This window comes from Streptomyces sp. NPDC045998 (assembly GCF_056430285.1).
This window is the reverse complement of sequence record NZ_JBWKLJ010000013.1, coordinates 75,303-97,870: the sequence shown is the minus strand read 5'-3', so window position 1 is coordinate 97,870 and position 22,568 is coordinate 75,303. Positions and strand designations below refer to the sequence as shown.

Genomic DNA, 22,568 nt, shown 5'->3' with positions numbered 1-22,568 from the left:
ACGTGCTCGACATCGGCTACTCCCTCTCCCGCCGCTTCCCCGACCCTCCGCAGACCGACTACCGCCACGCGGACGTCCACGCCCTGCGGCACGACCTCTTCTGCGGCGACGTGTACCTCGCCGACACCGAGACCGACCGCGAGGTGTCCACAGCCTGGGGATGGGTGCCGGTGCTCGACTTCGCGTGGGCGCTGTGCGACATCGTCGAGCGCCTCGACCGCGACCCGCTCGGCAGCCGCTCGGCGAAGCCGCAGTACGCCGAGCTCGACTTCACCGAGTCCTCCGACCGCATGCTCTTCGAGCGCCGCTTCGGCTGGGTGGACGTCGAGGCCGACTGGATGCCGGCCGACGAGCCCCCGCTGACCTTCGGCCACGCCGTGCTGCGCCGCGAGTCCCGCGACTTCCTGCACGACCTGATCGCGGACCTGACGGACATGCACGAGGGCCTGGCGGACAACCCGGCGATCTGGACGCTCCAGTCGCGCTTCCCCCGCATCGCTTGACCTCAAGCGGACTTGAGGTCGGAGGCTGGGCTCCCTCACCACGACAAGGGAGACAGCCCGTGCACGCCATCCGCCTCCACGCCTTCGGTCCCGCCGAGAACCTGACCTACGAGCAGACGCCCGACCCCCGCCCCGCCCCCGGCCAGGTCCGGATCGCCGTCGCCGCGGCCGGCGTGCACCTCCTCGACACCGCGCTGCGCGAGGGCATGAAGGGCCCCTTCCCCGCCCCCGCCGAGCTGCCCACCATCCCCGGCCGCGAGGTCGCCGGAACCGTCGACGCGCTCGGCGAGGGCACCGACCCCGCCTGGCTCGGCACGCGCGTCGTCGCGCACCTGGGCCTCGCGCCCGGCGGCTACGCCGAGCTCGCCGTCGTCGACGCGGCCCGGCTCCACGCGATACCGCCGGGCCTCGACGAGGCCGAGGCGGTCGCCATGATCGGCACGGGCCGCACCACCCTGGGCATCCTCCAGTTCACCGAGCTCGGCCCCGCCGACGTCGTCCTCGTCACGGCCGCGGCCGGCGGTATCGGCACGCTCCTCGTCCAGTACGCGAAGAACGCCGGCGCCACCGTCATCGGCCTCGCCGGCGGCCCCGCCAAGACGGCCCGCGTCGAGGCGAACGGCGCCGACCTCGCCGTCGACTACCGGCTCCCCGACTGGCCGGACCGCGTCCGCGCCCACCTCGGGGACGCCCGGCCCGCGACCGTCGTCTTCGACGGCGTCGGCGGCGACACCGCCCGCGCCGCCGTCGACCTCCTCGGCAAGGGCGGGCGGCACGTCGTCTACGGCTGGGCGGGCGAGAACCTGCACGACGGCGAGCCGCTCACGTACACCGACGACGAGCTCGCCGAGCGTGGCATCACCTCCGTCAACGTCCTCGGCCCCGCCATGCTCCAGAAGGCGGGCGGCGACGTCCGCAACCTGGAGCTCGCCTCCCTCGCCGAAGCCGCCGCCGGCCGCCTGCGCCCGGCCGTCCAGCGCTTCCCGCTCGCCGAGGCGGCCGCAGCCCACCGCGCCCTGGAGACCAGGGCGACGACGGGCAAGGTCGTCCTCGTGCCGTGAGGACTCAACCCGTGAGGGCTCAACCCGTAAGGGCTCATCCCGTGAGGGCTCATCCCGTGAGGACTCAACCCGCGACGGGCTCCTTGACGCAGCGCAGCCAGTACCGGCCCTCGGCGTGGTGCACCCCGTGCGTCTCGCTCGCGAACCCCGGGAAGCGCTGGTCGAAGGCCTCCAGCACCCGCAGGTAGGCCAGCAGCGGCCCGTCGTGCCGCCCGGCGCGCTCCCCGGGCATGAGGACCGGGATGCCGGGCGGGGTCGTCGTCACCTGCGTGGCGACGACCCGCTCGGCCACCTCGGACAACGGCACCAGCTCCGTACCGCCCCGGATGAACCGCTGGTACGCCTCGACCGGCGTCAGCACCGGCTCGGGCGGCTCGGCGCTGGTGAACGCCTGGTTCCCCAGCTCGATGAGCCGGCTCTCCCGCAGATAGCCGTGCATCTCGGCGCACAGCTCCGGCAGGCTCAGCGCGCCGTACCGCTCGGGGTGCGCGCGTACGAGGGCGGGGAGCGCGTCCGCGAGCGGGACGGCCTTGTCGAAGAGGTGCTTGAAGTCGGTGAGCGCGTCGAGCAGCGTGCCCCACTTGCCCTTGGTGATGCCCATCGAGAACAGCACCAGGAAGGTGTAGACGTCGGTCTTCTCGACCACGATCTGCCGCGTCTCCAGGTACTCGGTCACGATGCGCGCCGGAATGCCGAAGTCCGCCACGGCCCCGGAGGCGTCCGTACCGGGGCACGTCATCGTCACCTTGACCGGGTCCAGCAGGCAGAAGCCCGGCTCCAGGCCCGGGAACCCGTGCCAGTCGGCCTCCGGATCCAGCGTCCAGCAGTTCGGGTCCGTCTGGAGCAGCTCCAGCGGCGCGCTCTCGAAGGCGTACCGCTGACCGGTGTACGGGTGCACGACCTCCGTCGGCTGCCAGACCCCGAAGAACCACGGCCGCCGGCTCTGCTCCTCGGCGAGCCGCCGCCCGAGCCGGACCACCGCCTGCCGGAAGCGGATCGCCTCGCTGATGGCCTCCGTGGTGAGCCACTGCCCGGCGGGGCCGTCCATCATCCCGGCCGCCACATCGCAGGACGCGATCATCGGGTACGACGGCGAGGTCGTGGCGTGCATCATGTACGTCTCGTCGAACAGCGCCCGTTCGAACGGCGCCTTCGGTGCGCTCTTGACGTGGATCATCGACGCCTGCGACAGCGCGGCGAGCAGCTTGTGGGTCGAGTGCGTGGTGAAGACGGTCGGCCGCGTCTCGTCCGGAAGGCCGTCCGAGGTGCCGTCCGAGGTCCCGCCCGCGCCGCCGACCGCCATCCCGAAGCGGCGGGCGTACAGCGGGTGGAAGCGGGCGTAGGCGAACCACGCCTCGTCGAAGTGCAGCACCGAGGTGGCCGGACCGATCAGCTCGGCCACCCGCACGGTGTCGTAACACAGCCCGTCGTAGGTCGAGTTGGTGACGACGGCGTACACCGGCTGGTCGTTCGCGGCGACCCTGGCCAGCGGGCTGCCCTCGATCTGCCGCCGCACCGCCTCGGGCCGCAGCCGGTGCGGCGGGATGGGGCCGGTGATGCCGTAGCCGTTGCGCGTCGGTACGAGATACACCGGGCGGGCCGCGGCGAGGGTGACACCGTGGTCGATCGACTTGTGGCAGTTGCGGTCCAGCACCACGATCTCGTCCTTGGCGACCACGCCGTGGATGATCATGCGCGTCGAGGTGGAGGTGCCGTGCAGCACGAAGTACGTCTCGTCCGCGCCGAAGATCCGCGCCGCGTTGCGCTCCGCCTCCCCGATGGGCCCGGTGTGCTCGAAGAGCGAACCCAGCTCGCCCACGGAGACGGAGACGTCCGACCGGAACAGCCGCTCCCCGTAGTAGTCGTGGAACATCTTGCCCACCGGCGACTTCAGGAACGCCACCCCGCCGGCGTGGGCGGGGGTGTGCCACGAGTACTCGTGCGTGTCGTCGAAGCGGCGCAGCTCGCGGAAGAACGGCGGCAGGATGTGCTCGAAGTACTGGCGGGCGGCGAAGTCGATCCGGCCGGCGATGAAGTCCGGCGTGTCCTCCAGCAGCCACACCCAGCCGTTGATCACCTCCGACACCCACAGCGGGGTGTCGTCCGCGTAGTCCCCGGTGGTCACGAGGAACACCGGCAGCCGCGACGAGAACCGTTCCAGGAGCGCGCGCAGAGCACCCTCGGCCGGGTTCTTCGTGTCGCGCATCCGCCCCAGCCGGTCGGGCAGCTCCCAGCTCACGACGGCGGCGGCCAGATCCGCTTGCGAGACGGCCACGGCCACGGCGTCCGACACGTCACCGACCGCCAGGACCTCGTGCCCCCGGCTCCGCAGCGCGGCACACACCTGCTCCATCTTCGCGGCCGGAACGGCACCGCAGTCCGCCGGATCCCCGACGGCGACCAGGATCGTGGAACTCGTCACCGGAACGCACCTCCGTCCTCCACGCCCCCGACCGTGACACAAGCCGGACATCCCGGCCACGCGGAAGAGGCCGTTCGGCCGCCGAGGCGCGAAAGGGAGCATGCTGCGACCTCGGCAAAGGCGGCCGCGCGACGAAAACAGCCGGCCCTCGGCAAGGGGTTCCGAAGGCCGGCCGGACAGCTCTGCTCAGGCGTCGTCGCGGAGAGCCAGCCTCATGATCGCAGCCCACACCGCCTTAGCCGCGAGTGCGACCGCGAACCGTGAAGCCAGTTCCTTGATCCACGACTCCTTCTCCCTTGCGGCCATCTTGCATCCTCCTTATCCGGGCATACGGCAAGCCATCGCCCGCCGCCAAGGCGGTAGGGGTACCGCCTCGCAGGAGCGGAGAGACCGGCCCCGGCGGGTCCCCTTAACATCCGCCGGGGCCTGGCCCCCCATGCGCCCGGATCAGTGAGGTGCATGCAGGCAGGCTATCCGGCCGCTGTCCCGGACTCCAGGCGCCTGCACGGCAGTTGAGGGCTGGTGGCGCTCTTGCGCCAGCGGCGCGCTACGCGCCCGCACCCAGCTTGTGGAGAGCGTCGTCCGTCAGCCGGTACACCGTCCACTCGTCCTGCGGCCGCGCCCCCAGCGACTCGTAGAAGTCGATCGACGGCGTGTTCCAGTTCAACACCGACCACTCCAGCCGCTCGTACCCCCGCGCCACACAGATCCGCGCCAGCTCCGTCAGCAGCGCCTTGCCGTGCCCGCCGCCGCGCGCCTCCGGCCGTACGTACAGGTCCTCCAGGTAGATCCCGTGCACCCCGCGCCACGTCGAGAAGTTGAGGAACCACAACGCGAAGCCGACCGCCTCGCCGTCCTCCGTCTCCGCGATGTGCGCGTACGCCGCCGGGCGCTCGCCGAACAGCGCCTCCCGCAGCTGCTCCTCGCTCGCCCGCACCTCGTCGAGCGCCTTCTCGTACGCGGCGAGCTCGCGGACCATCGCGTGAAGGACAGGGACGTCGTCGACCACAGCAGTACGAATCATGAGAGCAGTATCCGGCCCACCTCCGCCCGCTCTCCGGCCAGGACCGCCTCCTCCTCGTCCTCCACCTCCCACAGGGAGTCCTCCAGCACCCGCCCCAGCGTCCACGCCCGGGCCCGCTCCCGGTCGAGCCCCAGCACCTCCGTCATCAGGTCGAACCGCCACCGCACCTCACCGGGCTCGAACCGGTTGCACAGCGCCGGCAGCAGCTCGAACCCCGGATCACCGGCCAGCGGCTTCGGGTCGATCGCCAGCCACGGCTCCCGGTCCGCCGCCAGCACGTTGTCGAAGTGCAGGTCCCAGTGGAGCAGCCGGTCCCCCGGCTCCCCCGCCACCTCCCGCACCGCCGCCGCGCACTCCCGCACCAGCCACCGGTCCTCCGCCCGCGCCAGCCGGCGCAGCGCCTCCGGTACGCCGTCGAGCATGTCCGCCGCCATGTCGCCCAGCCGCCGCAGCCCGGCCGGCGCCGGCGTCGCCACCAGCCGCGCCAACACCCCCGCCAGGACCGCCGTCGCCTCCCGCGCGTCCCCGACCGCCGACAGGGACCGGCCGTGCGGCAGCCACTCCAGCAGCAGCGTGCCGGTCGCGGCGTCCTCCGCCAGGAGCCGTACGGCCCCCTCCCCGGCCCACGCCCGCAGCGCGGCGCCCTCGCCCGCGCTCTCCTCGTCCAGCAGCTGCAGCTTCAGCGCCGCCCGCGCCCCGGCCGCCGTCACCACCGGCACCACCAGCGCGACCAGACCGTGCATCACCGGCCCCGCCTGCCGCAGCCCCCACTCCCCCAGGAACCGCTCCACCAGCCCCGGCAGCGCGGCGACGAACGCCCGCCCCTCCGCGCCGTTGAACTCCTCCTGCGTACGCGCCAACTCGCCCGGCACCTCGATCACCGCGCCACGCCCCCATCCAGTAACGTCCACACCCACCCGACAGCAGCACCCAAGGAACCACATGGACACCGTCAACGGCGGCATATCGTTCTGGTACGCACAGGAGGGCACGCCGGCCCCCCGGGAACCACTCCCCGGCGACACCACGGCAGACGTCTGCATCGTCGGCGGCGGCTACACCGGCCTGTGGACCGCGTACTACCTCAAGAAGGCCGTCCCCTTCCTCAACATCACCGTCCTGGAAGGCAGGTTCTGCGGCTACGGCGCCTCCGGCCGCAACGGCGGCTGGCTCTACAACGGCATCGCCGGCCGCGCCCGCTACGCCAAGCGCCACGGCCACGAGGCCGCGGTACGCCTCCAGCGGGCGATGAACGCCACCGTCGCGGAGGTCGTCAAGGTCGCCGGCGACGAGGGCATCGACGCCGACATCCACCAGGGCGGCGTCCTCGAAGTCGCCCACACCCCCGCCCAACTGGCCCGCCTGAAGGACTTCCACTCCGTCGAGGTGGCCTTCGGCGAAACCGACCGCGAGCTCTACGGCGCCCGCGACACCGCCGCCCGCATCCGCGTCACCGGCGCGGTCGGCTCCAGCTGGACGCCGCACGGCGCCCGCATCCACCCGGTGAAGCTGGTCAAGGGCCTGGCCGCCGCCGTCGAAGCCCTCGGCGTCACGATCCACGAATCGACACCCGTCACCGAGATCAAGCCGAAGCACGCCGTCACCCCGTACGGCACGGTCCGCGCGCCCTACGTCCTGCGCTGCACCGAGGGCTTCACCGCGAACCTCAAGGGCCACAAGCGCACCTGGCTCCCCATGAACTCCTCCATGATCGCCACAGAGCCGCTACCGCCCGAGCTGTGGGACGAACTCGGCTGGAGCAACCGCGAAACCCTCGGCGACATGGCCCACGCCTACATGTACGCCCAGCGCACCGCCGACGACCGCATCGCCCTCGGCGGCCGCGGCATCCCGTACCGCTACGGCTCACGTACCGACCACGACGGCCGCACCCAGCCCGCCACCATCGAGGCCCTGCGCGACATCCTGATCCGCTTCTTCCCCGCCCTCGCCGGCACCCGCATCGCCCACGCCTGGTCCGGCGTCCTCGGCGTCCCCCGCGACTGGTGCGCCACCGTCACCCTCGACCGCTCCACCGGCCTCGGCTGGGCCGGCGGCTACGTCGGCTCGGGCGTCGCCACCGCCAACCTCGCCGCCCGCACCCTGCGCGACCTGATCCAGCAGGACTCCGGCCAGTCCGGCCCCACGGACCTCACCACCCTCCCCTGGGTCAACCACAAGGTCCGCCCCTGGGAACCGGAACCCCTGCGCTGGCTCGGCGTCCACACCCTCTACGCCGCCTACCGCACCGCGGACCACCAGGAGTCCACCACCCACACCCCCACAACCCCCCGCCTCGCCACCTTGGCGGACCGCCTCTCGGGCAGGCACTGACGGGCAGGCACGGCCTACTCCACACCTCGTTCTACGGGCGCCATTTCGCGGTGGAAAGAAAGGTCTCCGCATACGCCGGGCATATCGCGTGGCCGGTTGTAATCGGCAGCTCTATGGAACCGAGCGCTACAGCTCGCACAAGAAAGTGTCCCGGACCTGAGCGGTCCGGGACACGGTTTCTTGGAGCCCCCTGTCGGATTCGAACCGACGACCTACGCATTACAAGTGCGTTGCTCTGGCCGGACTGAGCTAAGGAGGCAACGCTCACGCGCGAGTGAACGCGAGGCCTCCCCACTGTACACAGCGCCGGATGCCGAAGCCACGAGGTTCCTCCCCTCGCAACCTCCCGCCCACCTGTTCGTTGAGCGAACTGAAGTGCAGCGCAGAAGACCGGATCCTGGGGGTGAGGCGGTGACCGAGGGGGCACCTGATCGCGTGCGGATCACCGGCGCGGAGGCCAAGCGCGTCAAGCGCGAGACGCTGGGCATCGGCGACCGGCGCAAGCACCGGACACGCGCCGCCGCTCCGCTGCGCAGCCGCGCGAAGGAGGCCGATACGCAACAGCGTGTCTACCGCTTCCGCTTCTATCCGACCCCGGAGCAGGCTCAGCAGCTTGAGCGAACCTTCGGCGCGTGCCGGTGGGTCTACAACCAGGGCCTCACACTCCGCTCGGAGGCGTGGGAGAAGTACCGGGTGTCCGTGGGCTTCGCCGAGACATGCCGGGCCCTGACGGGCTGGCGGCGGGCCGAAGGGACGTCCTGGCTCCAGGAGGTCTCGTCGACGGTTCTCCAGCAGTCGCTGCGGCACCTGGATGCGGCGTTCCAGCGGTTCTTCCGGAAGACGGAGAAGTATCCGACGTTCAAGCGAAAGCGGGTGTCACGGGACTCGGCGACGTACGTCCGCACCGGCTTCGGTGGGTGGAGGATCCGGAGCGCCCGGGAACCGGCCTGGTCACACTGGCCAAGCAGACGACTCCGCTGGATGTCCGGTGGTCGCGCTCCCTGCCCGCCGGGGTGGTGCCGGTGAAGCTGACGGTGACGCGGGACAGGGCAGGACGATACTTCGTCGCCCTGCTGGTGGAGGAGCGGATCACTCCCTTGCCACCGGTGTTCCTTCCTCACGGAAACGAGCCGAAGGCCGTGGGACTGGATCTCGGTCTGGCCGCGTTGGTGACGTTGAACGACGGCCGGAAGCTGAAGCACCCCCGCCTGCTGAAGAAGTACGCGAAGCAGCTCGCCGGCCTCCAGCGGCAGCTGCACAGGAAGGAGAGGGGCTCGAAGAACCGGGACAAGGTCCGGCAGCGGATCGCCCGGCTGTACGCGCTCATCGGTGATGTCCGCAGGGACATGCTGGACCAGTTCACGACCCGCCTCGTGCGCGAGAACCAAGTGCTCGTGGTGGAGGAACTGCCGATCACCAACCTGCTGCGTCCCGCGGTCGGAAAGGGCAAGCGCCGCAAGGCCAAGCTGAACCAGTCGATCAGGGATGCCGCCTGGGGCGAGCTGCTGCGCCGGCTGCGCTACAAGTGCGAGTGGTACGGCCGAACCCTGGTGATCGTGGACCGCTTCTTCCCCTCGACGCGTCGCTGCTCCGCCTGCCACGCCAAGGGGCCGCGCTTGGACGTCTCGGTTCGCGAGTGGACGTGCCAGGACTGCGGCGTCGCCCACGACCGCGATGTGAACGCGGCGGTGAACCTCCGGCAGGAGGGCGTGCGGCTGTACTGGCTGCTGGCCACGGCCCTGCCTCCGGGCGAGACGTTGCCGCCGGTGATCAAGGCCTCCGAGCTGGTGGAGTACTCACCGGCGGCGTGAGCCTCAATGCAGTACGGACCGATGGGCCGTCGGCCGTCATGCCTGTGGAGCCCGCGTAAGACCGTCCGGGCGTGGCCCTCGAGGGTCATGGCCGGACGGCAAGGGGTGAGGAAGCAGGAAGGGGTGTCCGCGAGGGCGCCTACGCACCGCGTGTGACGGGGCGCGGCCACAAGAGAGGTGCTCTGCCACCACCTGCACGAGACCAAAGTCGCCCGCCTCCACCTACTGACAGACGCCATCCGGCCAGGTACCGTCACCCGGAGTTCACCCACGTGGACTAGACCCATCACTTCCTTCCACTCGGATCGTCCGGCACGTTCCTGCCGGTGAAGGGATCACATCACCATGGCTTCCGTCACGTTCGACAAAGCGACCCGGATCTACCCCGGGGGCACCAAGCCCGCCGTCGACCAGCTCGAGATCGAGATCGCCGACGGCGAGTTCCTCGTCCTCGTCGGCCCGTCCGGCTGTGGCAAGTCCACCTCCCTGCGCATGCTCGCCGGCCTGGAGGACGTCAACGGCGGCGCGATCCGCATCGGGGACCGCGACGTCACGCACCTGCCGCCGAAGGACCGGGACATCGCCATGGTGTTCCAGAACTACGCGCTGTACCCGCACATGACCGTCGCCGACAACATGGGCTTCGCGCTCAAGATCGCCGGCGTGAACAAGGCGGAGATCCGCAAGAAGGTCGAGGAGGCGGCGAAGATCCTCGACCTCACCGAGTACCTGGACCGCAAGCCGAAGGCGCTCTCCGGCGGTCAGCGCCAGCGCGTCGCGATGGGGCGGGCCATCGTGCGGGAGCCGCAGGTGTTCCTCATGGACGAGCCGCTGTCGAACCTCGACGCCAAGCTCCGTGTCTCCACGCGTACGCAGATCGCGAGCCTGCAGCGCCGTCTCGGCATCACCACCGTGTACGTCACCCACGACCAGGTCGAGGCGCTGACGATGGGCGACCGCGTCGCGGTGCTCAAGGACGGGCTGCTGCAGCAGGTCGACACGCCGCGCAACATGTACGACCGGCCGGCGAACCTCTTCGTCGCCGGGTTCATCGGCTCCCCCGCCATGAACCTGGTCGAGGTCCCGATCACCGACGGCGGCGTGAAGTTCGGCAACAGCGTCGTCCCCGTGTCGCGCGAGGCGCTGGCCGCCGCGACCGGCAAGGGCGACAAGACCGTGACGGTCGGTGTCCGCCCGGAGCACTTCGACGTCGCGGGCGCCGAGAGCGACCAGGGCGTGGCGGTCCTGGTCAACGTCGTCGAGGAGCTCGGCGCCGACGGGTACGTGTACGGCTCCGCCCGCGTCGGCGGCGAGGACGACAAGGACCTGGTGGTCCGCGTCGGCGGCCGCTCCATCCCGGAGAAGGGCTCCGTGCTGCACGTCGTGCCGCGCCCGGAGGAGATCCACGTCTTCTCGACCTCGACGGGCGAGCGCCTCAGCGGCTGACGCCCTCACACCCCGGCAACGGCCCCGCACTTCGGTGCGGGGCCGTTCCCGTAGGTCCGCCCGCCCGCCCGGATGTCGACAAATACCCCGGCACATGGGTCATTTCGGACCTCGTTCGTCAACACCCGATTCGAAAAGGCGCGTCGAACCATCCCCCGTGGGGGTGACTAAATGTCTCCAAATCATCACTGGCCGCTACGCTCACGTCCGTGACCCACACAGCACGCCGAATCGGCCGCACTCTCGCCCTCGTCCTGCCCGTCGTCCTGGTGCTCTCCGGAACTCTCGCGGTCACCAGTGTCCCGTGGGCCGGCAGCCGCTCCGAGTCGCAGTTGCTCACCGCGTCGTCGGAGAACGTCTCCGTACGGGCCAAGTCCCGTGCACCGCAGGATATTCTCCGCGACCGCCTCCTCGCACAGCTTCAGGAGGAGAACCCCGGTGTCGCGCTGACCAGCCTGCAGCGCGAGGTGGAGGAGCGGCCGTCGCTCGCCAAGCACTGCATGTCGATCGCCCGCGCCCTCGGCCGCGCCGCCGTCCTCCACTACGGGCCCGTGCGCGCCCAGTCGTACTCCCGCCCCGTGTGCGACACGTCGTACGCCTCCGGCGTCGCGAACGAGAGCTGAGCCACCCTGTCGAGGTATGCACACCTCTCCGACGCAGGCCGTGATCCTGGCGGGCGGCCAGGGTTCGCGTCTGCGCCCGTACACCGACGACCGCCCCAAGCCGATGGTCGAGATCCCGGGAACCGGGACCCCGATCATCGGCCATCAGCTTTCCTGGCTCGCCGCTGAGGGCGTCACGGACGCCGTCGTCTCCTGCGGCCACCTCGCGGACGTCCTCCAGCGCTGGCTGGAGACCGCCGAACTGCCGCTGCGCGTCACCACCGTCGTCGAGTCCGAGCCGCTCGGCCGGGGCGGCGGCCTGAAGTACGCGGCCGCGCGCCTGCCGCGCCCCGACCAGCCCTGGTACGCCACGAACGGCGACATCTGGACGCGCTTCTCACTGCGCGAGATGGCCGCCTTCCACGCCGAGCGGGACGCCCTCGCCACCCTCGCGCTGGCCCGGCCCCGCATCCCCTGGGGCGCCGTCGAGACCGACACCTTCGGGAACGTCACCGACTTCGTCGAGGCGCCGCCGTCGCCGTACCTCATCAACGCCGGCGTGTACGTCCTCTCCCCCGCCTTCACACCGCTGCTGCCGGACGTGGGCGACCACGAGCGCACCACCTTCCCCCGCCTCGCCCGCGAGCGCCGCCTGGCGGGCTTCCCGCTGCCACAGGGCGCCTACTGGCGGGCCATCGACACGGCGAAGGACCTGGAACGGGCGGCGGAGGAGCTCGCCGCGTACCAGTTCTGAGCTTGTCGTCGAACCCCGCGGCCTACCGGCCACGCGATGCTGATCTGGATCGATTGATCCAGGTGTCGCCCCTCTATGCCGGCACGGAGCCGTAGAGGGCGTTGGCCAGAGCCTGGGCCTGCTCCGGGGAGATACCGAGGGCGAGCGGTACCCGTCGAGGGCTGTACGGGGACGAGCACACGGCGATCGGACTGTCGTCGGTCACGGTCCACCGGGGCCCGCCGGTCGCGTCCTGCTCGCCCACCAGGGTCGCGGCCAGCTCGTCGGCCGCGTCCGGACGTATCCCACAGCTCGCGAGCGCCTGCGCCACGGTGTCACGCGCCTCGACGGGCATGTCGGCATCGCCGAGCATCGGGAGGAGCAGCAGGAGGCGCTGGGACGGGTCGGACAGACCTTCGTCGCCGTCCTGCGTGCTCGCGGCCAGAGTGATGAGTTCGGCCCAGGACAGGCCCGGGCCGGCCTCGTCGGCGCCGCACTGCCCGAGGTGACCCAGTCGCCCCCATGCGGGGTGGCGGACGAAGAAGTCGACGTTGTTCTCGTCCTCGAAGGTGGCGTAGGCGACGTAGGCCGTATGCCCACCGGCGAAGCGGACCCGCACGACGGGCCAGGGCTGCTCGGGGTCGCCGAGGCGATCCACCATCGCTTCGTAAGCCGATGCGTCCACCCCGTACCGCTCTGGCTCCCCACCCGGGTCACCCATCGTCAACAGGAGATGGGCGAGCCAGAAGGCGGGGTCTCGCACGAGATCCTCGCCCTCGACCAGGTCGCAGTCCTCGAAGTACTCCGGGATGTGCACGGCGGCGCTCATAGCGGAAGGCTACGGAAGACCGGGGGCCGAGCCTTCGGCCGGGTGGCATGCGCCGAGGGGCCGTCACCGTGGGGAACACGGTGACGGCCCCTCTCGCTCGTGGTCGTGCGGGTCAGCCGAGCAGGCCTCCGATCGGGTTCTGGTTGCCGCCGCTGGAACCGCCGTCCTCGGAGCCGCCCGAGCCGCTGTCGTCGGAGCCACCGCCGCCACCGCCCGAGGTGCCGGTGGAGCCGCTGGAGGACGGGCCCGAGCTGCTGCTGGCCGGCGGCTCCGGGTCCACGGGCCGGGACTGCTGCGGGGGCCGCTGACCGGTGCCCTGCGTGGCGGTCGGCCGCTGCTCCTGCGCGCGCTCGCTCTCCCGGACGGTCCCGGACGGGGTCGACTCGTCGGCGGTCGGGGACGTGGAGGTGGACGCGGACGGCTTGGGCGGCCGGTGGGAGGACTCGCCGCGGGAGGGCGTGGACTGCGAGCCGGGCTCCTGCGGCAGGGGCCGGCCGGGCAGGTGGTTGGTCGGGTCGTCGTTCGGTCCGGGCACGGTGACCATCTCGGTGGAGCGTACGGCTCCGCCGAGCACCGACCCGATGAGCAGCGTCAGGCCCACCACGACGGACGCGACGAGCGCCCCGCGCCGCAGGACGCGGCGGCGCAGGTCCCACAGGGCGGAGCGGGGGCCGAGCGTGCGCCAGGCCTCGCCGGCGAGGCGGCCGTCGATGGAGTAGACGGGGGCGCCCGCGATGATCAGCGGGGACCAGGCGGCGAGGTAGACGATGTCGGGCGCGTCGTACGCGGGGACCGTGCGCCAGCTGACGGTGAGGATGAGCGCGGCGGAGAGCAGCGCGCCGAAGACGGCCGCCACCCGCTGCCAGAGGCCGAGGACGGTGAGCACGCCGACGATGACCTGAGCGAAGGCGACGGTGAGTCCGGCGCCGACGGGGTGGGCGAGGGCGAAGTCGCGCAGCGGTTCGGCGGCGGGCCAGGGGTGGAGGGAGGTGAGCCACTTGACCATGGAGCCGCGCTCGCCGCCGTCGAAGTAGACGGGGTCGCAGAGCTTGCCCATGCCGGCGTAGATGGAGATGAAGCCGAGGAAGACGCGCAGGGGCAGCAGGACGACGCCGAGGTTCATGCGGCGGCCGGGGTAGTAGGCGTGCCGCTGGGCGGCGGCGTCGGCGTAGGCCGCGCGGCGGTCGCCGCTGCCGCGCGTGGGGGTGTCGTCCGCGGCGTAGTCGTCCTGGTCGGTGCCGTCGGCGTGGGCGGCCGAGCCGTGCCGGTCGTGGCGGTCGCGCCCCCCGTAGGCGCCCCCCTCGTAGCCGCTCTCCCCGTAGCCGCCCTCCTCGTAGGCGCTTTCGGCGCGCCGCATGGGCGGCAGGAGGGGCGTCGGCATGGTGTCGTCGGAGAGGGTGACGCGGGGGATGACCTGGGTGGCGCCGGCGTCGCGCGACGGGTCGAGGGTGTCCACGGCGGCGGAGTCCCGTACGGCCTGCAGGAGGCCGGTCGCTCCGGGGTCGCCGGGTGACGACTTCCCGCTCCATACGACGGTCGCCCGCCGCCGTCCTCCCGCTCCCGCCGCGCCCGCGCTCACGGCGGGTACACGGGTGGCGGTTTCGGCGTACCGAGGCTTCTTGACCGGGGCGAGCTGCACCCGGAAGCTGGCGTGGTTCACGATGACCTGCGCGGGATCGCAATCCACCTTGACCATGCTCAACGCAGGCTGATCGTCGAACCCGGGCCGGGGCGTTCTGGTGTCCACACTCATCTAACCGAGTGACGCGGGGTTAGGACACTGCCTTGACGGCGGGGAAATGTCCGAGACCCGTCAAGATCATGACGGGTCTCGGATGGGTGTACGCGTCAGGCGCGGCGGCGCGCCGCCTCGTACAGGACGACACCGGCCGCGACACCGGCGTTGAGCGACTCGGCGCCGCCCGGCATCGGGATGCGGACGAGGAAGTCGCAGGTCTCGCCGACCAGGCGGGAGAGGCCCTTGCCCTCGCTGCCGACGACGATGACGACCGGGCCGCCGAGGGCGTCCAGCTCGTGGACCTCGGTGTCACCGTCGGCGTCCAGGCCGACGACCGTGATGCCGGCCTTCTGGTACGCCTCCAGGGCGCGGGTCAGGTTGGTGGCGCGGGCGACCGGGGTGCGGGCGGCGGTGCCGGCCGCGGTCTTCCAGGCGCCTGCGGTCATGCCGGCCGCGCGGCGCTCGGGCACGACGACGCCGTGGCCGCCGAAGGCGGAGACGGAGCGGACGACGGCGCCGAGGTTGCGCGGGTCGGTGACGCCGTCGAGGGCGACGATCAGCGGGTCCTCGCCGTCGTCGAAGGCGGCCGCGGCGAGGTCCTCGGGGTGGGCGTACTCGTACGGCGGGACCTGGAGGACCAGGCCCTGGTGGTTGAGGCCGTTCGTCATGCGGTCGAGCTCGGCGCGCGGGGCCTCCATGAGGTTGATGCCGCCGCGGTCGGCCGCGAGCTTCAGGGCGTCGCGCACCCGCTCGTCGTTGTCGATGAACTGCTGGACGTACAGCGTCGACGCCGGCACGCCGTCGCGCAGGGCCTCGAAGACGGGGTTGCGGCCGACGACCATCTCGGACGTGCCCTTGCCGCCGCGGCGGGCGACGGGACGACGCGTGGCCTTCTTCGCCTGGGCGTTGGCGATGCGGTTCTTCTTGTGCCCCTTGCGAGCGGACGCGGGCGGCGTCGGGCCCTTGCCTTCCAGGCCCCGGCGCCGCTGGCCACCGCTGCCGACCGTCGCGCCCTTCTTGTTGGACGTGCGGCGGTTCCTGCGCTGGCTGTTCCCGGCCATGACTTACCTGCTCTGGTCGATGCGTGTCGTACGTACGTCTGTATGAAGCGTCTATATGAAGTGTGCCAGCGCGGGGGCTACCGCGCGCCGAGCGTCCAACGCGGGCCGTCGGGGCTGTCCTCGATGACCAGGCCGGACTGGCCGAGCTGGTCGCGGATCGCGTCCGCCGTCGCCCAGTCCTTGCGGGCCCGCGCCGACTGGCGCTGGTCCAGGACCATGCGGACGAGGCTGTCGACGACGCCGTGGAGGTCCTCGCCCCGGTCGGCCTCGCCCGCCCAGTGCGGGTCGAGCGGGTCCAGGCCGAGGACGCCGAGCATGGCGCGGACCTCGGCGAGGCGGGCCACCGCCGCGTCCTTGTCGTCGGCGGCGAGCGCGCTGTTGCCCTGGCGGACGGTGGTGTGGATGATCGCGAGCGCCTGCGGGACGCCCAGGTCGTCGTCCATCGCCTCGGCGAAGGCGGGCGGCACCTCGGCGGCCGGCTCGACGGCCTTGCCGGCCTTCTCGACGACCCGCTGGATGAAGCCCTCGATGCGCGCGAAGGCGGACTCGGCCTCGCGCAGCGCCTCTTCGCTGTACTCGATCGTCGACCGGTAGTGCGGGGTGCCCAGGTAGTAGCGCAGCACGATCGGCCGCCACTGCCGGACCATCTCGGAGACGAGCACGGAGTTGCCCAGCGACTTGGACATCTTCTCGCCGCTCATGGTCACCCAGGCGTTGTGCACCCAGTACTGGGCGAAGTCGTCGCCGTACGCCTTGGCCTGCGCGATCTCGTTCTCGTGGTGCGGGAAGACCAGGTCGAGGCCGCCGCCGTGGATGTCGAAGGCGGTCCCCAGGTACTTGTGCGCCATCGCCGAGCACTCCAGGTGCCAGCCGGGGCGGCCGCGGCCCCACGGCGTCTCCCAGTCGGGCTCGCCCGGCTTGGTCGCCTTCCACATGGCGAAGTCGCGCGGGTCGCGCTTGCCGGTGATGCCCTCCTCGGCGGGCTGGCGCAGGTCGTCGATGTCCTGGTTCGACAGCGACAGGTACTCCGGGAAGGAGCGCACGTCGAAGTAGACGCTGCCGTCCGCCACGTACGCGTGGCCGCGCTCGATGAGGCCGCGCATCATCTCGACCATCTCGGTCACGTGCCCGGTGGCGCGCGGCTCGTAGGTGGGCGGGAGGCAACCGAGGGCCTCGTAGCCGTCGTTGAACGCGCGCTCGTTCTCGTACCCGATGGCCCACCAGGGGCGGCCCTGGTCCGCGGACTTGGCGATGATCTTGTCGTCGATGTCCGTGACGTTGCGGACGAACGTCACGTCGTAGCCGCGGTAGGCGAACCAGCGGCGCATGATGTCGAAGTTCAGCCCGGACCTGATGTGCCCGATGTGCGGGGCGGCCTGCACCGTGGCGCCGCACAGGTAGATCGAGACACAGCCCGGCGTGATCGGGGTGAAGTCGCGGATCTGCCGGGCGCTGGTGTCGTACAGGCGAATAGTCACCACTCCAGAGTAGTGGGCCGGTGCCAGTGCCCCGTGCCTCAGGTGGTACGGACGAGCAGAGCCGTCGCGATGGCGGCGAGGCCCTCGGCGCGGCCGGTGAGGCCGAGGCCGTCCGTCGTCGTGCCGGACACGGACACCGGAGCGCCGGCCGCCGCGCTGAGCGCCTTCTGCGCCTCGTCGCGCCGCTTGCCGATCTTCGGGCGTACGCCGATGACCTGGACGGCGATGTTGCCGATCTCGAAGCCCTCGGCGCGGACGATCCGGGCGGCCTCGGCGAGCAGGGTGACACCGGAGGCGCCGGACCACTCGGGGCGGGAGGTGCCGAAGTGGGCGCCGAGGTCGCCGACGCCGGCGGCGGAGAAGAGCGCGTCGCAGGCGGCGTGGGCGGCGACGTCGCCGTCGGAGTGGCCGGCGAGGCCGTAGCCGTCGGAGTCCTCCCAGAGGAGGCCCGCGCACCACAGCTCGCGGCCCTTCTCGAAGGCGTGGACGTCGGTGCCGATGCCGATGGTCGGCAGGCTAGAAGCCATCGTTGGCCCTCCTGCGGGCGAGGACCGCCTCCGCGAGGAGGAGGTCGAGGGGTCGGGTCACCTTGAACGCCTCCTCGTGGCCGGGGACGACCACGACCGGCTCGCCGAGCTGCTCGACCATGCCGGCGTCGTCGGTGACGCTGCTGGTGACGGTCGCGTGCGCGCGCACGAGGGTGTCGCGGTCGAAGCCCTGCGGGGTCTGTACGGCGCGGAGCGTGGCCCGGTCGGGCGTGGCGACGACCGCCTCGGGCTCGCCCTTCTCGGCTTCCTGGCGCGGCTCGACCTGCTTGACGGTGTCGGCGAGCGGCAGTGCGGGCACGACGGCGACGGCCCCGTCCCGTACGGCCTCGATGACCGCGTCGACGGTGTCGACGGGCACCAGCGGGCGGGCCGCGTCGTGGACGAGGACGGTGGCGATGCCGTCGGGCAGGGCGTCGAGGCCGAGGCGGACGGACTCCTGGCGCGTCTCGCCGCCGGGCACGACCAGGTAGTCGGTGCGCTCGGGGAGCGCGTGCGCGTCGAGGAGGTTCTTGACCTCGGCGGCGCCCTCGGGCGGGGCGACCACGACGACGAGCGAGACCGCGCGGGAGGCCGCCATGGCGCGTACCGCGTGGATGAGGATGGGGGTGCCGTTCAGCGCGCGGAGCGCTTTGGGGGCGCCCGGGCCGAGCCGTACGCCCCGGCCCGCTGCGGGGATCACCGCGGCGGTGCGGGCCGCGCGTGCGGGGGGTGCTTCGTCAGACATGGGTTGCACTCCGGCAGGTTTGTTGGCTCGGCCGATTTGGGTATGGCCTTGGAGGCACGCCCGGACCGGACGGTCGGGGTACTGTCGGCGCGGCGCCTTGACCGGACCCTTGCCCCTTCCGTGACGACGGTCGAGCGGGCCGCACCGGCCGGGGTACGGACATGCCGCAGCGCCCGGCGACGTGCTGTTGATCCGTACGTTCCGTACGAGTGGATCACAGCATGTCAGCGGGCACTGCGGCAACGCTTCGCGTCAGAACCGCTTGCGCGTCAAGACGTGCGCGTCAAGACGTGCGTGTGCGTGCGTGTCAGGACGCGAGGACCTCGTCGAGCAGGGCCTCGGCCTTGTCCTCGTTGGTGTTCTCGGCGAGCGCGAGCTCGCTCACCAGGATCTGGCGCGCCTTCGCGAGCATGCGCTTCTCTCCGGCGGAGAGACCGCGCTCACGCTCACGGCGCCACAGGTCACGCACCACTTCGGCGACCTTGATGACATCGCCGGAGGCGAGCTTCTCGAGATTTGCCTTGTAGCGACGGGACCAGTTCGTCGGCTCCTCGGCGTACGGTGCGCGCAGCACCTCGAAGACCCGGTCCAGCCCGTCCTGACCGACCACATCGCGCACGCCGACGAACTCCGCATTGTCCGCTGGCACACGAACCGTCAAGTCGCCCTGGGCGACCTTGAGCACCAAGTAGGTCTTGTCCACGCCTTTGATCTGGCGAGTTTCGATGGCCTCGATCAGCGCGGCCCCGTGATGGGGATAGACCACGGTGTCGCCAACCTTGAACGTCATGTGACAGGTACCCCTTCCGTGGCTATCCAGGGTAACACGAGAACAGCTTCTTCTGAATGGCGTTTTCGCAGGTCAGGGCATATCTCGGGGCTTGACAACACCGACGGGAACGTGCTGCGGAGGGCTTGCGGAAGGGGGTATTCGCAGGTCGGAGCGGCTGCACGGGCGAGCGGAAACGGGCCCGATACACGCATCCGGCTGCGGCGTGGCGAGGGTGAACGTCCTGTTTTGTCGGGTTCGAAGCGGTGAAGATCACGTACTCCGTTCGGATGTCGGTCACCCGCTCGGACGATGGCGGCCATGATTCCCGAATTGGCGCGCGAGTGATCACCGAGGCTTTTCGGTTAACGAATGCGGAATTGATCAAGGAGGGTTATGTGAACGCCGTACGAGTGAGGTGAGGGGGTGGGGTGAGGGGCCGGGTGAGGGGCCGGGTGAGGGGGCCGGGTGGCGGAGGCCGACACGGACCGGGGGCGGACCGGGGACGGACCGGGGATGGACCGGGACCGCGTCGGGGGCGGGTCGGGTGCGGGAGCGGGGAGAGGGGTCGGTACCCTGAGCCCGCTGAGTGATCCTTAGCTCAGGCTTACCCGTCCGTCTTCGGTCGCCGTCATCCGTCCGTCCGTACGTCCTAGGAGTTGCCGCCGCCGTGAGCCGCAGCCTTCGACGCGGCGCCCTCGCCGCCACCGCCATCGTGTTCTCGATCGCCTCGCTCTCCGCCTGCGGCGCCGGCAATGACGCCCAGACGCTCCAGATCAGGCCGGACAACGCCGCCACCACCGTGGGCGACATCAAGGTGCAGAACGCCACGGTGCTCACGCAGGCGGGAGGGGGGAAGGACGGCGCCGCCGTCGTCTCCGCCACCGTCTTCAACGGCGGCGACAAGCCCGAGACGCTGGAGGGCATCCAGCTGCCGGGCTCCGACGCCACGGTGAAGCTCTCCCCCGCCGAGGGCTCGGACGCCGTCACCGTCCCGGCGAACGGCTCGATCATCATCGGCGGCCAGGGCAACGCCTCCGCGGTCATCGAGAACGTCGGCGACGCCGCCACCAACGGCGAGGCCCGCGAGGTCGTCTTCAAGCTCAGCGAGACCGGTGACGTGAAGCTGGACGCGTTCGTCGTGCCGGCGACCGGCTACTACGCGGACTTCGGCCCGTCGCAGGCCCCGAAGTCCCCGGAGTCCCCGGAGGCGACGAAGTCGCCCGAGGCCACGCCGACCGGTTCGCCCACCGGTTCGCCGACCGGCTCCCCCACGGGTTCGCCCGCGCAGGGCGAGACGCAGGGCCAGGCCGGCCCCGGCGCCCCGGCGGGCGGCGAGCAGTCGCACGCGGCCGACCACTGAGGTAGCACTGACGTACCACTGACGTAGCAGCGCGCGAGGGGCGCCCCACCGGACCTTTCCGGTGGGGCGCCCCTCGTACGCGTACGCCGGGCGGGCGGGCCTACGGCTCGAACTTGTAGCCCAGCCCCCGGACCGTGACCAGGTAGCGCGGCGCGCCCGGGTCCGGCTCGATCTTGGCGCGGAGCCGCTTGACGTGGACGTCGAGGGTCTTGGTGTCACCCACGTAGTCCGCGCCCCACACCCGGTCGATCAGCTGCATGCGCGTGAGGACGCGGCCGGCGTTGCGCAGCAGCATCTCCAGCAGGTCGAACTCCTTCAGCGGCAGGTCGACCTTGGCTCCGGAGACCGTGACGACGTGGCGGTCCACGTCCATCCGTACCGGCCCGGCCTCCAGGGCGGCCGGGGTGACCTCCTCCGGCTCGCCGCGGCGGCGGAGCACCGCCCGGATGCGGGCGACCAGCTCACGGGAGGAGAAGGGCTTGGTGACGTAGTCGTCCGCCCCTATCTCCAGGCCCACGACCTTGTCGATCTCGCTGTCCTTGGCCGTGACCATGATGACGGGCACGTTCGAGCGGCCGCGCAGCTGGCGGCAGACCTCCGTGCCCGGCAGGCCGGGCAGCATGAGGTCGAGCAGGACGAGGTCGGCGCCGTTGCGCTCGAACTCGTCGAGCCCCTCGGGCCCGGTCGTCGCGACGGCGACTTCGAAGCCCTCCTTGCGGAGCATGTAGGACAGGGCGTCGCTGAAGGATTCCTCATCCTCGACGACAAGGACTCGGGTCACGGAAGGACCTCCGGGGCGGTGAGCGGTTCTGAGGAGTCGTGCTGCTGTCGGTGCTGCCGTACGGCGCCGGCCTCGGGGAGGCGCAGCGTGAAGGTGGAGCCCTGTCCTTCGGTGCTCCAGACCGTGACCTCCCCGCCGTGCGAGGCGGCCACGTGCTTGACGATCGCCAGGCCCAGGCCCGTACCACCGGTGGCACGGGAGCGGGCGGGGTCGACGCGGTAGAAGCGCTCGAAGATGCGCTCCTTGTCCTTGTCGGGGATGCCGATGCCCTGGTCCGTGACGGCGATCTCTATCAGATCGCCCCCGGGGGCGGCGACGCGGCGGGCGGCGATGCCGACGCGTGTGTGGGCCGGGGAGTAGTTGACGGCGTTCTCGACGAGGTTGCCGAGGGCGGCGGCGAGCTGGCCGCGGTGGCCCCAGACGAAGAGGTCCTGGGTGCCGCCGGCGGCCATGGTGATCTGCTTGGTGCCGGCCGTGTGCCGGGAGCGGTCGACGGCCTCGGCGACGAGCTCGTCCACCCGGACGGGCTCGGCGTCCTCCAGCGGGTCGTCGTTCTGCACCCGGGAGAGGTCGATGAGCTCCTGGACGAGGTTGGTGAGGCGGGTCGCCTCGATCTGCATGCGCCCGGCGAAGCGCATGACCGCCTCGGGGTCGTCGGAGGCGTCCATGACAGCCTCCGAGAGCAGGGAGAGCGCCCCGACGGGGGTCTTGAGCTCGTGGCTGACGTTGGCGACGAAGTCGCGGCGTACGGCCTCGATGCGGCGGGCCTCGGTGAGGTCCTCGACCAGGAGCAGGACCAGCCGGGAGCCGAGGGGCGCGACGCGGGCGGAGACGGCGAGGGCCTCGCCGCGGCCGGTACCGCGCCGGGGCAGGTCCAGCTCCACCTGGCGTATCTCGCCGTCGCGGCGGGTGTCGCGCGCCATGTGGAGCATGGGCTCGACGGCCAGCTTGCCGCCGCGGACCAGGCCGAGCGCGTACGCCGCGGAGCTGGCCTTGACGACGGAGTCGCTCTCGTCGAGCACGACGGCGGAGGAGCGGAGCACCGACAGCACGGTGTCCACGCCGGGCGGGAGCACCGCGTCGGTGTGCAGGGAGGTACGGGTGGGCCTGGCCTGGTCGCGCTCGCTCCAGCGGAACGCCAGCATGGCGATCACGCCGGTGCACGCACCGGCGATCGCGGCCAATGCGGCAACCGCCGCGTTCACGTCCATGCGTCCAGGTTATGCGGGTGCTCGGACATGCTCCCAGCCATCCGTGTGGGTGCTCGAACAGTCGTCGCTCAGAGTTCACCGAGGGGAAAGTGACGGTTCACTTGAGAGGGAGGCCCCGGTCTTTTTCGGC

The 22,568-nt window shown here is 71.4% G+C and carries 21 protein-coding genes and 1 tRNA gene; 9 read left to right on the top strand and 13 right to left on the bottom strand.

The window, feature by feature from the left end; translation table 11 throughout:
• The first annotated feature begins 2 nt into the window (after positions 1-2).
• Positions 3-503: a hypothetical protein gene (locus AC07FJ_RS30805; RefSeq protein WP_479052479.1), complete on the top strand. Its 501-nt coding sequence runs from the start codon at positions 3-5 to the stop codon at positions 501-503.
• 59 nt (positions 504-562) lie between these two features.
• Positions 563-1,564: a zinc-binding dehydrogenase gene (locus AC07FJ_RS30800; protein WP_479052478.1), complete on the top strand. Its 1,002-nt coding sequence runs from the start codon at positions 563-565 to the stop codon at positions 1,562-1,564.
• Between the two features lie 64 nt (positions 1,565-1,628).
• Here the strand turns inward: AC07FJ_RS30800 and AC07FJ_RS30795 are convergent, their stop codons facing one another.
• The 3 genes from AC07FJ_RS30795 to AC07FJ_RS30785 form a co-directional block, all read right to left on the bottom strand.
• On the bottom strand, positions 1,629-3,986 hold the full coding sequence (locus AC07FJ_RS30795) for an Orn/Lys/Arg family decarboxylase (RefSeq protein WP_479052477.1): 2,358 nt from the start codon (positions 3,984-3,986) through the stop codon (positions 1,629-1,631).
• 547 nt (positions 3,987-4,533) lie between these two features.
• Entirely contained in the window at positions 4,534-5,010 is a 477-nt protein-coding gene (locus AC07FJ_RS30790; RefSeq protein ID WP_479052476.1) for an N-acetyltransferase family protein, read from the bottom strand.
• On the bottom strand, positions 5,007-5,891 hold the full coding sequence (locus tag AC07FJ_RS30785) for an aminoglycoside phosphotransferase family protein (RefSeq protein ID WP_479052475.1): 885 nt from the start codon (positions 5,889-5,891) through the stop codon (positions 5,007-5,009). Before AC07FJ_RS30785 ends, AC07FJ_RS30790 begins: the two co-directional genes overlap by 4 nt.
• A 61-nt stretch (positions 5,892-5,952) precedes the next feature.
• On the opposite strand from AC07FJ_RS30785, the gene AC07FJ_RS30780 reads away from it, so the two are divergent.
• The gene (locus tag AC07FJ_RS30780) at positions 5,953-7,344 is read left to right on the top strand and encodes an NAD(P)/FAD-dependent oxidoreductase (protein ID WP_479052474.1); all 1,392 of its coding nucleotides are present in this window, start codon (positions 5,953-5,955) and stop codon (positions 7,342-7,344) included.
• A gap of 181 nt (positions 7,345-7,525) precedes the next feature.
• Here the strand turns inward: AC07FJ_RS30780 and AC07FJ_RS30775 are convergent.
• Positions 7,526-7,603 (bottom strand) — tRNA-Thr (locus tag AC07FJ_RS30775).
• 152 nt (positions 7,604-7,755) lie between these two features.
• On the opposite strand from AC07FJ_RS30775, the gene AC07FJ_RS30770 reads away from it, so the two are divergent.
• The 5 genes from AC07FJ_RS30770 (at position 7,756) to AC07FJ_RS30750 (ending at position 11,957) form a co-directional block, all read left to right on the top strand.
• Positions 7,756-8,370 (top strand): RNA-guided endonuclease InsQ/TnpB family protein, encoded by a 615-nt coding sequence (locus AC07FJ_RS30770; RefSeq protein ID WP_479052473.1) that lies wholly within the window; start codon positions 7,756-7,758, stop codon positions 8,368-8,370.
• On the top strand, positions 8,262-9,155 hold the full coding sequence (locus AC07FJ_RS30765; RefSeq protein WP_479052472.1) for an RNA-guided endonuclease InsQ/TnpB family protein: 894 nt from the start codon (positions 8,262-8,264) through the stop codon (positions 9,153-9,155). Before AC07FJ_RS30770 ends, AC07FJ_RS30765 begins: the two co-directional genes overlap by 109 nt.
• 345 nt (positions 9,156-9,500) lie before the next feature.
• Positions 9,501-10,601, top strand: coding sequence for an ABC transporter ATP-binding protein (locus AC07FJ_RS30760; protein ID WP_479052471.1), 1,101 nt, complete (start codon positions 9,501-9,503; stop codon positions 10,599-10,601).
• A 209-nt stretch (positions 10,602-10,810) separates the two neighbouring features.
• The gene (locus tag AC07FJ_RS30755; RefSeq protein ID WP_361417138.1) at positions 10,811-11,224 is read left to right on the top strand and encodes a hypothetical protein; all 414 of its coding nucleotides are present in this window, start codon (positions 10,811-10,813) and stop codon (positions 11,222-11,224) included.
• A gap of 16 nt (positions 11,225-11,240) precedes the next feature.
• Positions 11,241-11,957, top strand: a complete 717-nt coding sequence (locus AC07FJ_RS30750) for a nucleotidyltransferase family protein (RefSeq protein WP_361417135.1) — start codon at positions 11,241-11,243, stop codon at positions 11,955-11,957.
• Between the two features lie 73 nt (positions 11,958-12,030).
• On the opposite strand, the gene AC07FJ_RS30745 is transcribed toward AC07FJ_RS30750, so the two are convergent.
• The 7 genes from AC07FJ_RS30745 to AC07FJ_RS30715 all read right to left on the bottom strand — a co-directional run bounded on the left by AC07FJ_RS30745 (position 12,031) and on the right by AC07FJ_RS30715 (position 19,104).
• A complete protein-coding gene (locus tag AC07FJ_RS30745; RefSeq protein ID WP_479052470.1) occupies positions 12,031-12,765 on the bottom strand; it encodes a hypothetical protein in 735 nt (244 codons plus the stop codon).
• 112 nt (positions 12,766-12,877) lie between these two features.
• A complete protein-coding gene (locus AC07FJ_RS30740; protein ID WP_479052469.1) occupies positions 12,878-14,518 on the bottom strand; it encodes a DoxX family membrane protein in 1,641 nt (546 codons plus the stop codon).
• A gap of 95 nt (positions 14,519-14,613) precedes the next feature.
• The gene (gene rlmB / locus AC07FJ_RS30735) at positions 14,614-15,564 is read right to left on the bottom strand and encodes a 23S rRNA (guanosine(2251)-2'-O)-methyltransferase RlmB (protein ID WP_479052468.1); all 951 of its coding nucleotides are present in this window, start codon (positions 15,562-15,564) and stop codon (positions 14,614-14,616) included.
• Positions 15,565-15,641: 77 nt separating this feature from the next.
• Positions 15,642-17,042 (bottom strand): cysteine--tRNA ligase, encoded by a 1,401-nt coding sequence (gene cysS / locus AC07FJ_RS30730; protein WP_479052467.1) that lies wholly within the window; start codon positions 17,040-17,042, stop codon positions 15,642-15,644.
• Between the two features lie 38 nt (positions 17,043-17,080).
• Entirely contained in the window at positions 17,081-17,569 is a 489-nt protein-coding gene (gene ispF, locus AC07FJ_RS30725) for a 2-C-methyl-D-erythritol 2,4-cyclodiphosphate synthase (protein ID WP_361417123.1), read from the bottom strand.
• On the bottom strand, positions 17,559-18,314 hold the full coding sequence (gene ispD / locus AC07FJ_RS30720; RefSeq protein WP_479052466.1) for a 2-C-methyl-D-erythritol 4-phosphate cytidylyltransferase: 756 nt from the start codon (positions 18,312-18,314) through the stop codon (positions 17,559-17,561). Before ispD ends, ispF begins: the two co-directional genes overlap by 11 nt.
• A 307-nt stretch (positions 18,315-18,621) precedes the next feature.
• Positions 18,622-19,104 (bottom strand): CarD family transcriptional regulator, encoded by a 483-nt coding sequence (locus AC07FJ_RS30715; protein WP_003953493.1) that lies wholly within the window; start codon positions 19,102-19,104, stop codon positions 18,622-18,624.
• 649 nt (positions 19,105-19,753) lie between these two features.
• On the opposite strand from AC07FJ_RS30715, the gene AC07FJ_RS30710 reads away from it, so the two are divergent.
• Complete coding sequence (locus tag AC07FJ_RS30710; RefSeq protein WP_479052465.1) at positions 19,754-20,446, top strand: DUF461 domain-containing protein; 693 nt, start codon at positions 19,754-19,756, stop codon at positions 20,444-20,446.
• Between the two features lie 100 nt (positions 20,447-20,546).
• Here AC07FJ_RS30710 and phoP read toward each other — a convergent pair whose 3' ends face one another.
• Positions 20,547-21,227: a two-component system response regulator PhoP gene (phoP, locus tag AC07FJ_RS30705; protein ID WP_031073314.1), complete on the bottom strand. Its 681-nt coding sequence runs from the start codon at positions 21,225-21,227 to the stop codon at positions 20,547-20,549.
• Positions 21,224-22,438 carry a two-component system sensor histidine kinase PhoR gene (gene phoR / locus AC07FJ_RS30700; RefSeq protein WP_479052464.1) on the bottom strand — a complete coding sequence of 405 codons (1,215 nt, stop codon included), beginning with the start codon at positions 22,436-22,438 and terminating at the stop codon, positions 21,224-21,226. Before phoR ends, phoP begins: the two co-directional genes overlap by 4 nt.
• Between the last annotated feature and the right edge of the window lie 130 nt (positions 22,439-22,568).

Bases quoted from the DNA above. Each gene is read 5' to 3' on its own strand.
- AC07FJ_RS30745 (WP_479052470.1), bottom strand. From the start codon at position 12,765: ATGAGCGCCGCCGTGCACATCCCGGAGTACTTCGAGGACTGCGACCTG.
- phoR (WP_479052464.1), bottom strand. From the start codon at position 22,438: ATGGACGTGAACGCGGCGGTTGCCGCATTGGCCGCGATCGCCGGTGCG.
- AC07FJ_RS30740 (WP_479052469.1), bottom strand. From the start codon at position 14,518: ATGAGTGTGGACACCAGAACGCCCCGGCCCGGGTTCGACGATCAGCCT.
- AC07FJ_RS30790 (WP_479052476.1), bottom strand. From the start codon at position 5,010: ATGATTCGTACTGCTGTGGTCGACGACGTCCCTGTCCTTCACGCGATG.
- AC07FJ_RS30750 (WP_361417135.1), top strand. From the start codon at position 11,241: ATGCACACCTCTCCGACGCAGGCCGTGATCCTGGCGGGCGGCCAGGGT.
- AC07FJ_RS30715 (WP_003953493.1), bottom strand. From the start codon at position 19,104: ATGACGTTCAAGGTTGGCGACACCGTGGTCTATCCCCATCACGGGGCC.
- ispD (WP_479052466.1), bottom strand. From the start codon at position 18,314: ATGTCTGACGAAGCACCCCCCGCACGCGCGGCCCGCACCGCCGCGGTG.
- rlmB (WP_479052468.1), bottom strand. From the start codon at position 15,564: ATGGCCGGGAACAGCCAGCGCAGGAACCGCCGCACGTCCAACAAGAAG.
- AC07FJ_RS30760 (WP_479052471.1), top strand. From the start codon at position 9,501: ATGGCTTCCGTCACGTTCGACAAAGCGACCCGGATCTACCCCGGGGGC.
- AC07FJ_RS30780 (WP_479052474.1), top strand. From the start codon at position 5,953: ATGGACACCGTCAACGGCGGCATATCGTTCTGGTACGCACAGGAGGGC.
- ispF (WP_361417123.1), bottom strand. From the start codon at position 17,569: ATGGCTTCTAGCCTGCCGACCATCGGCATCGGCACCGACGTCCACGCC.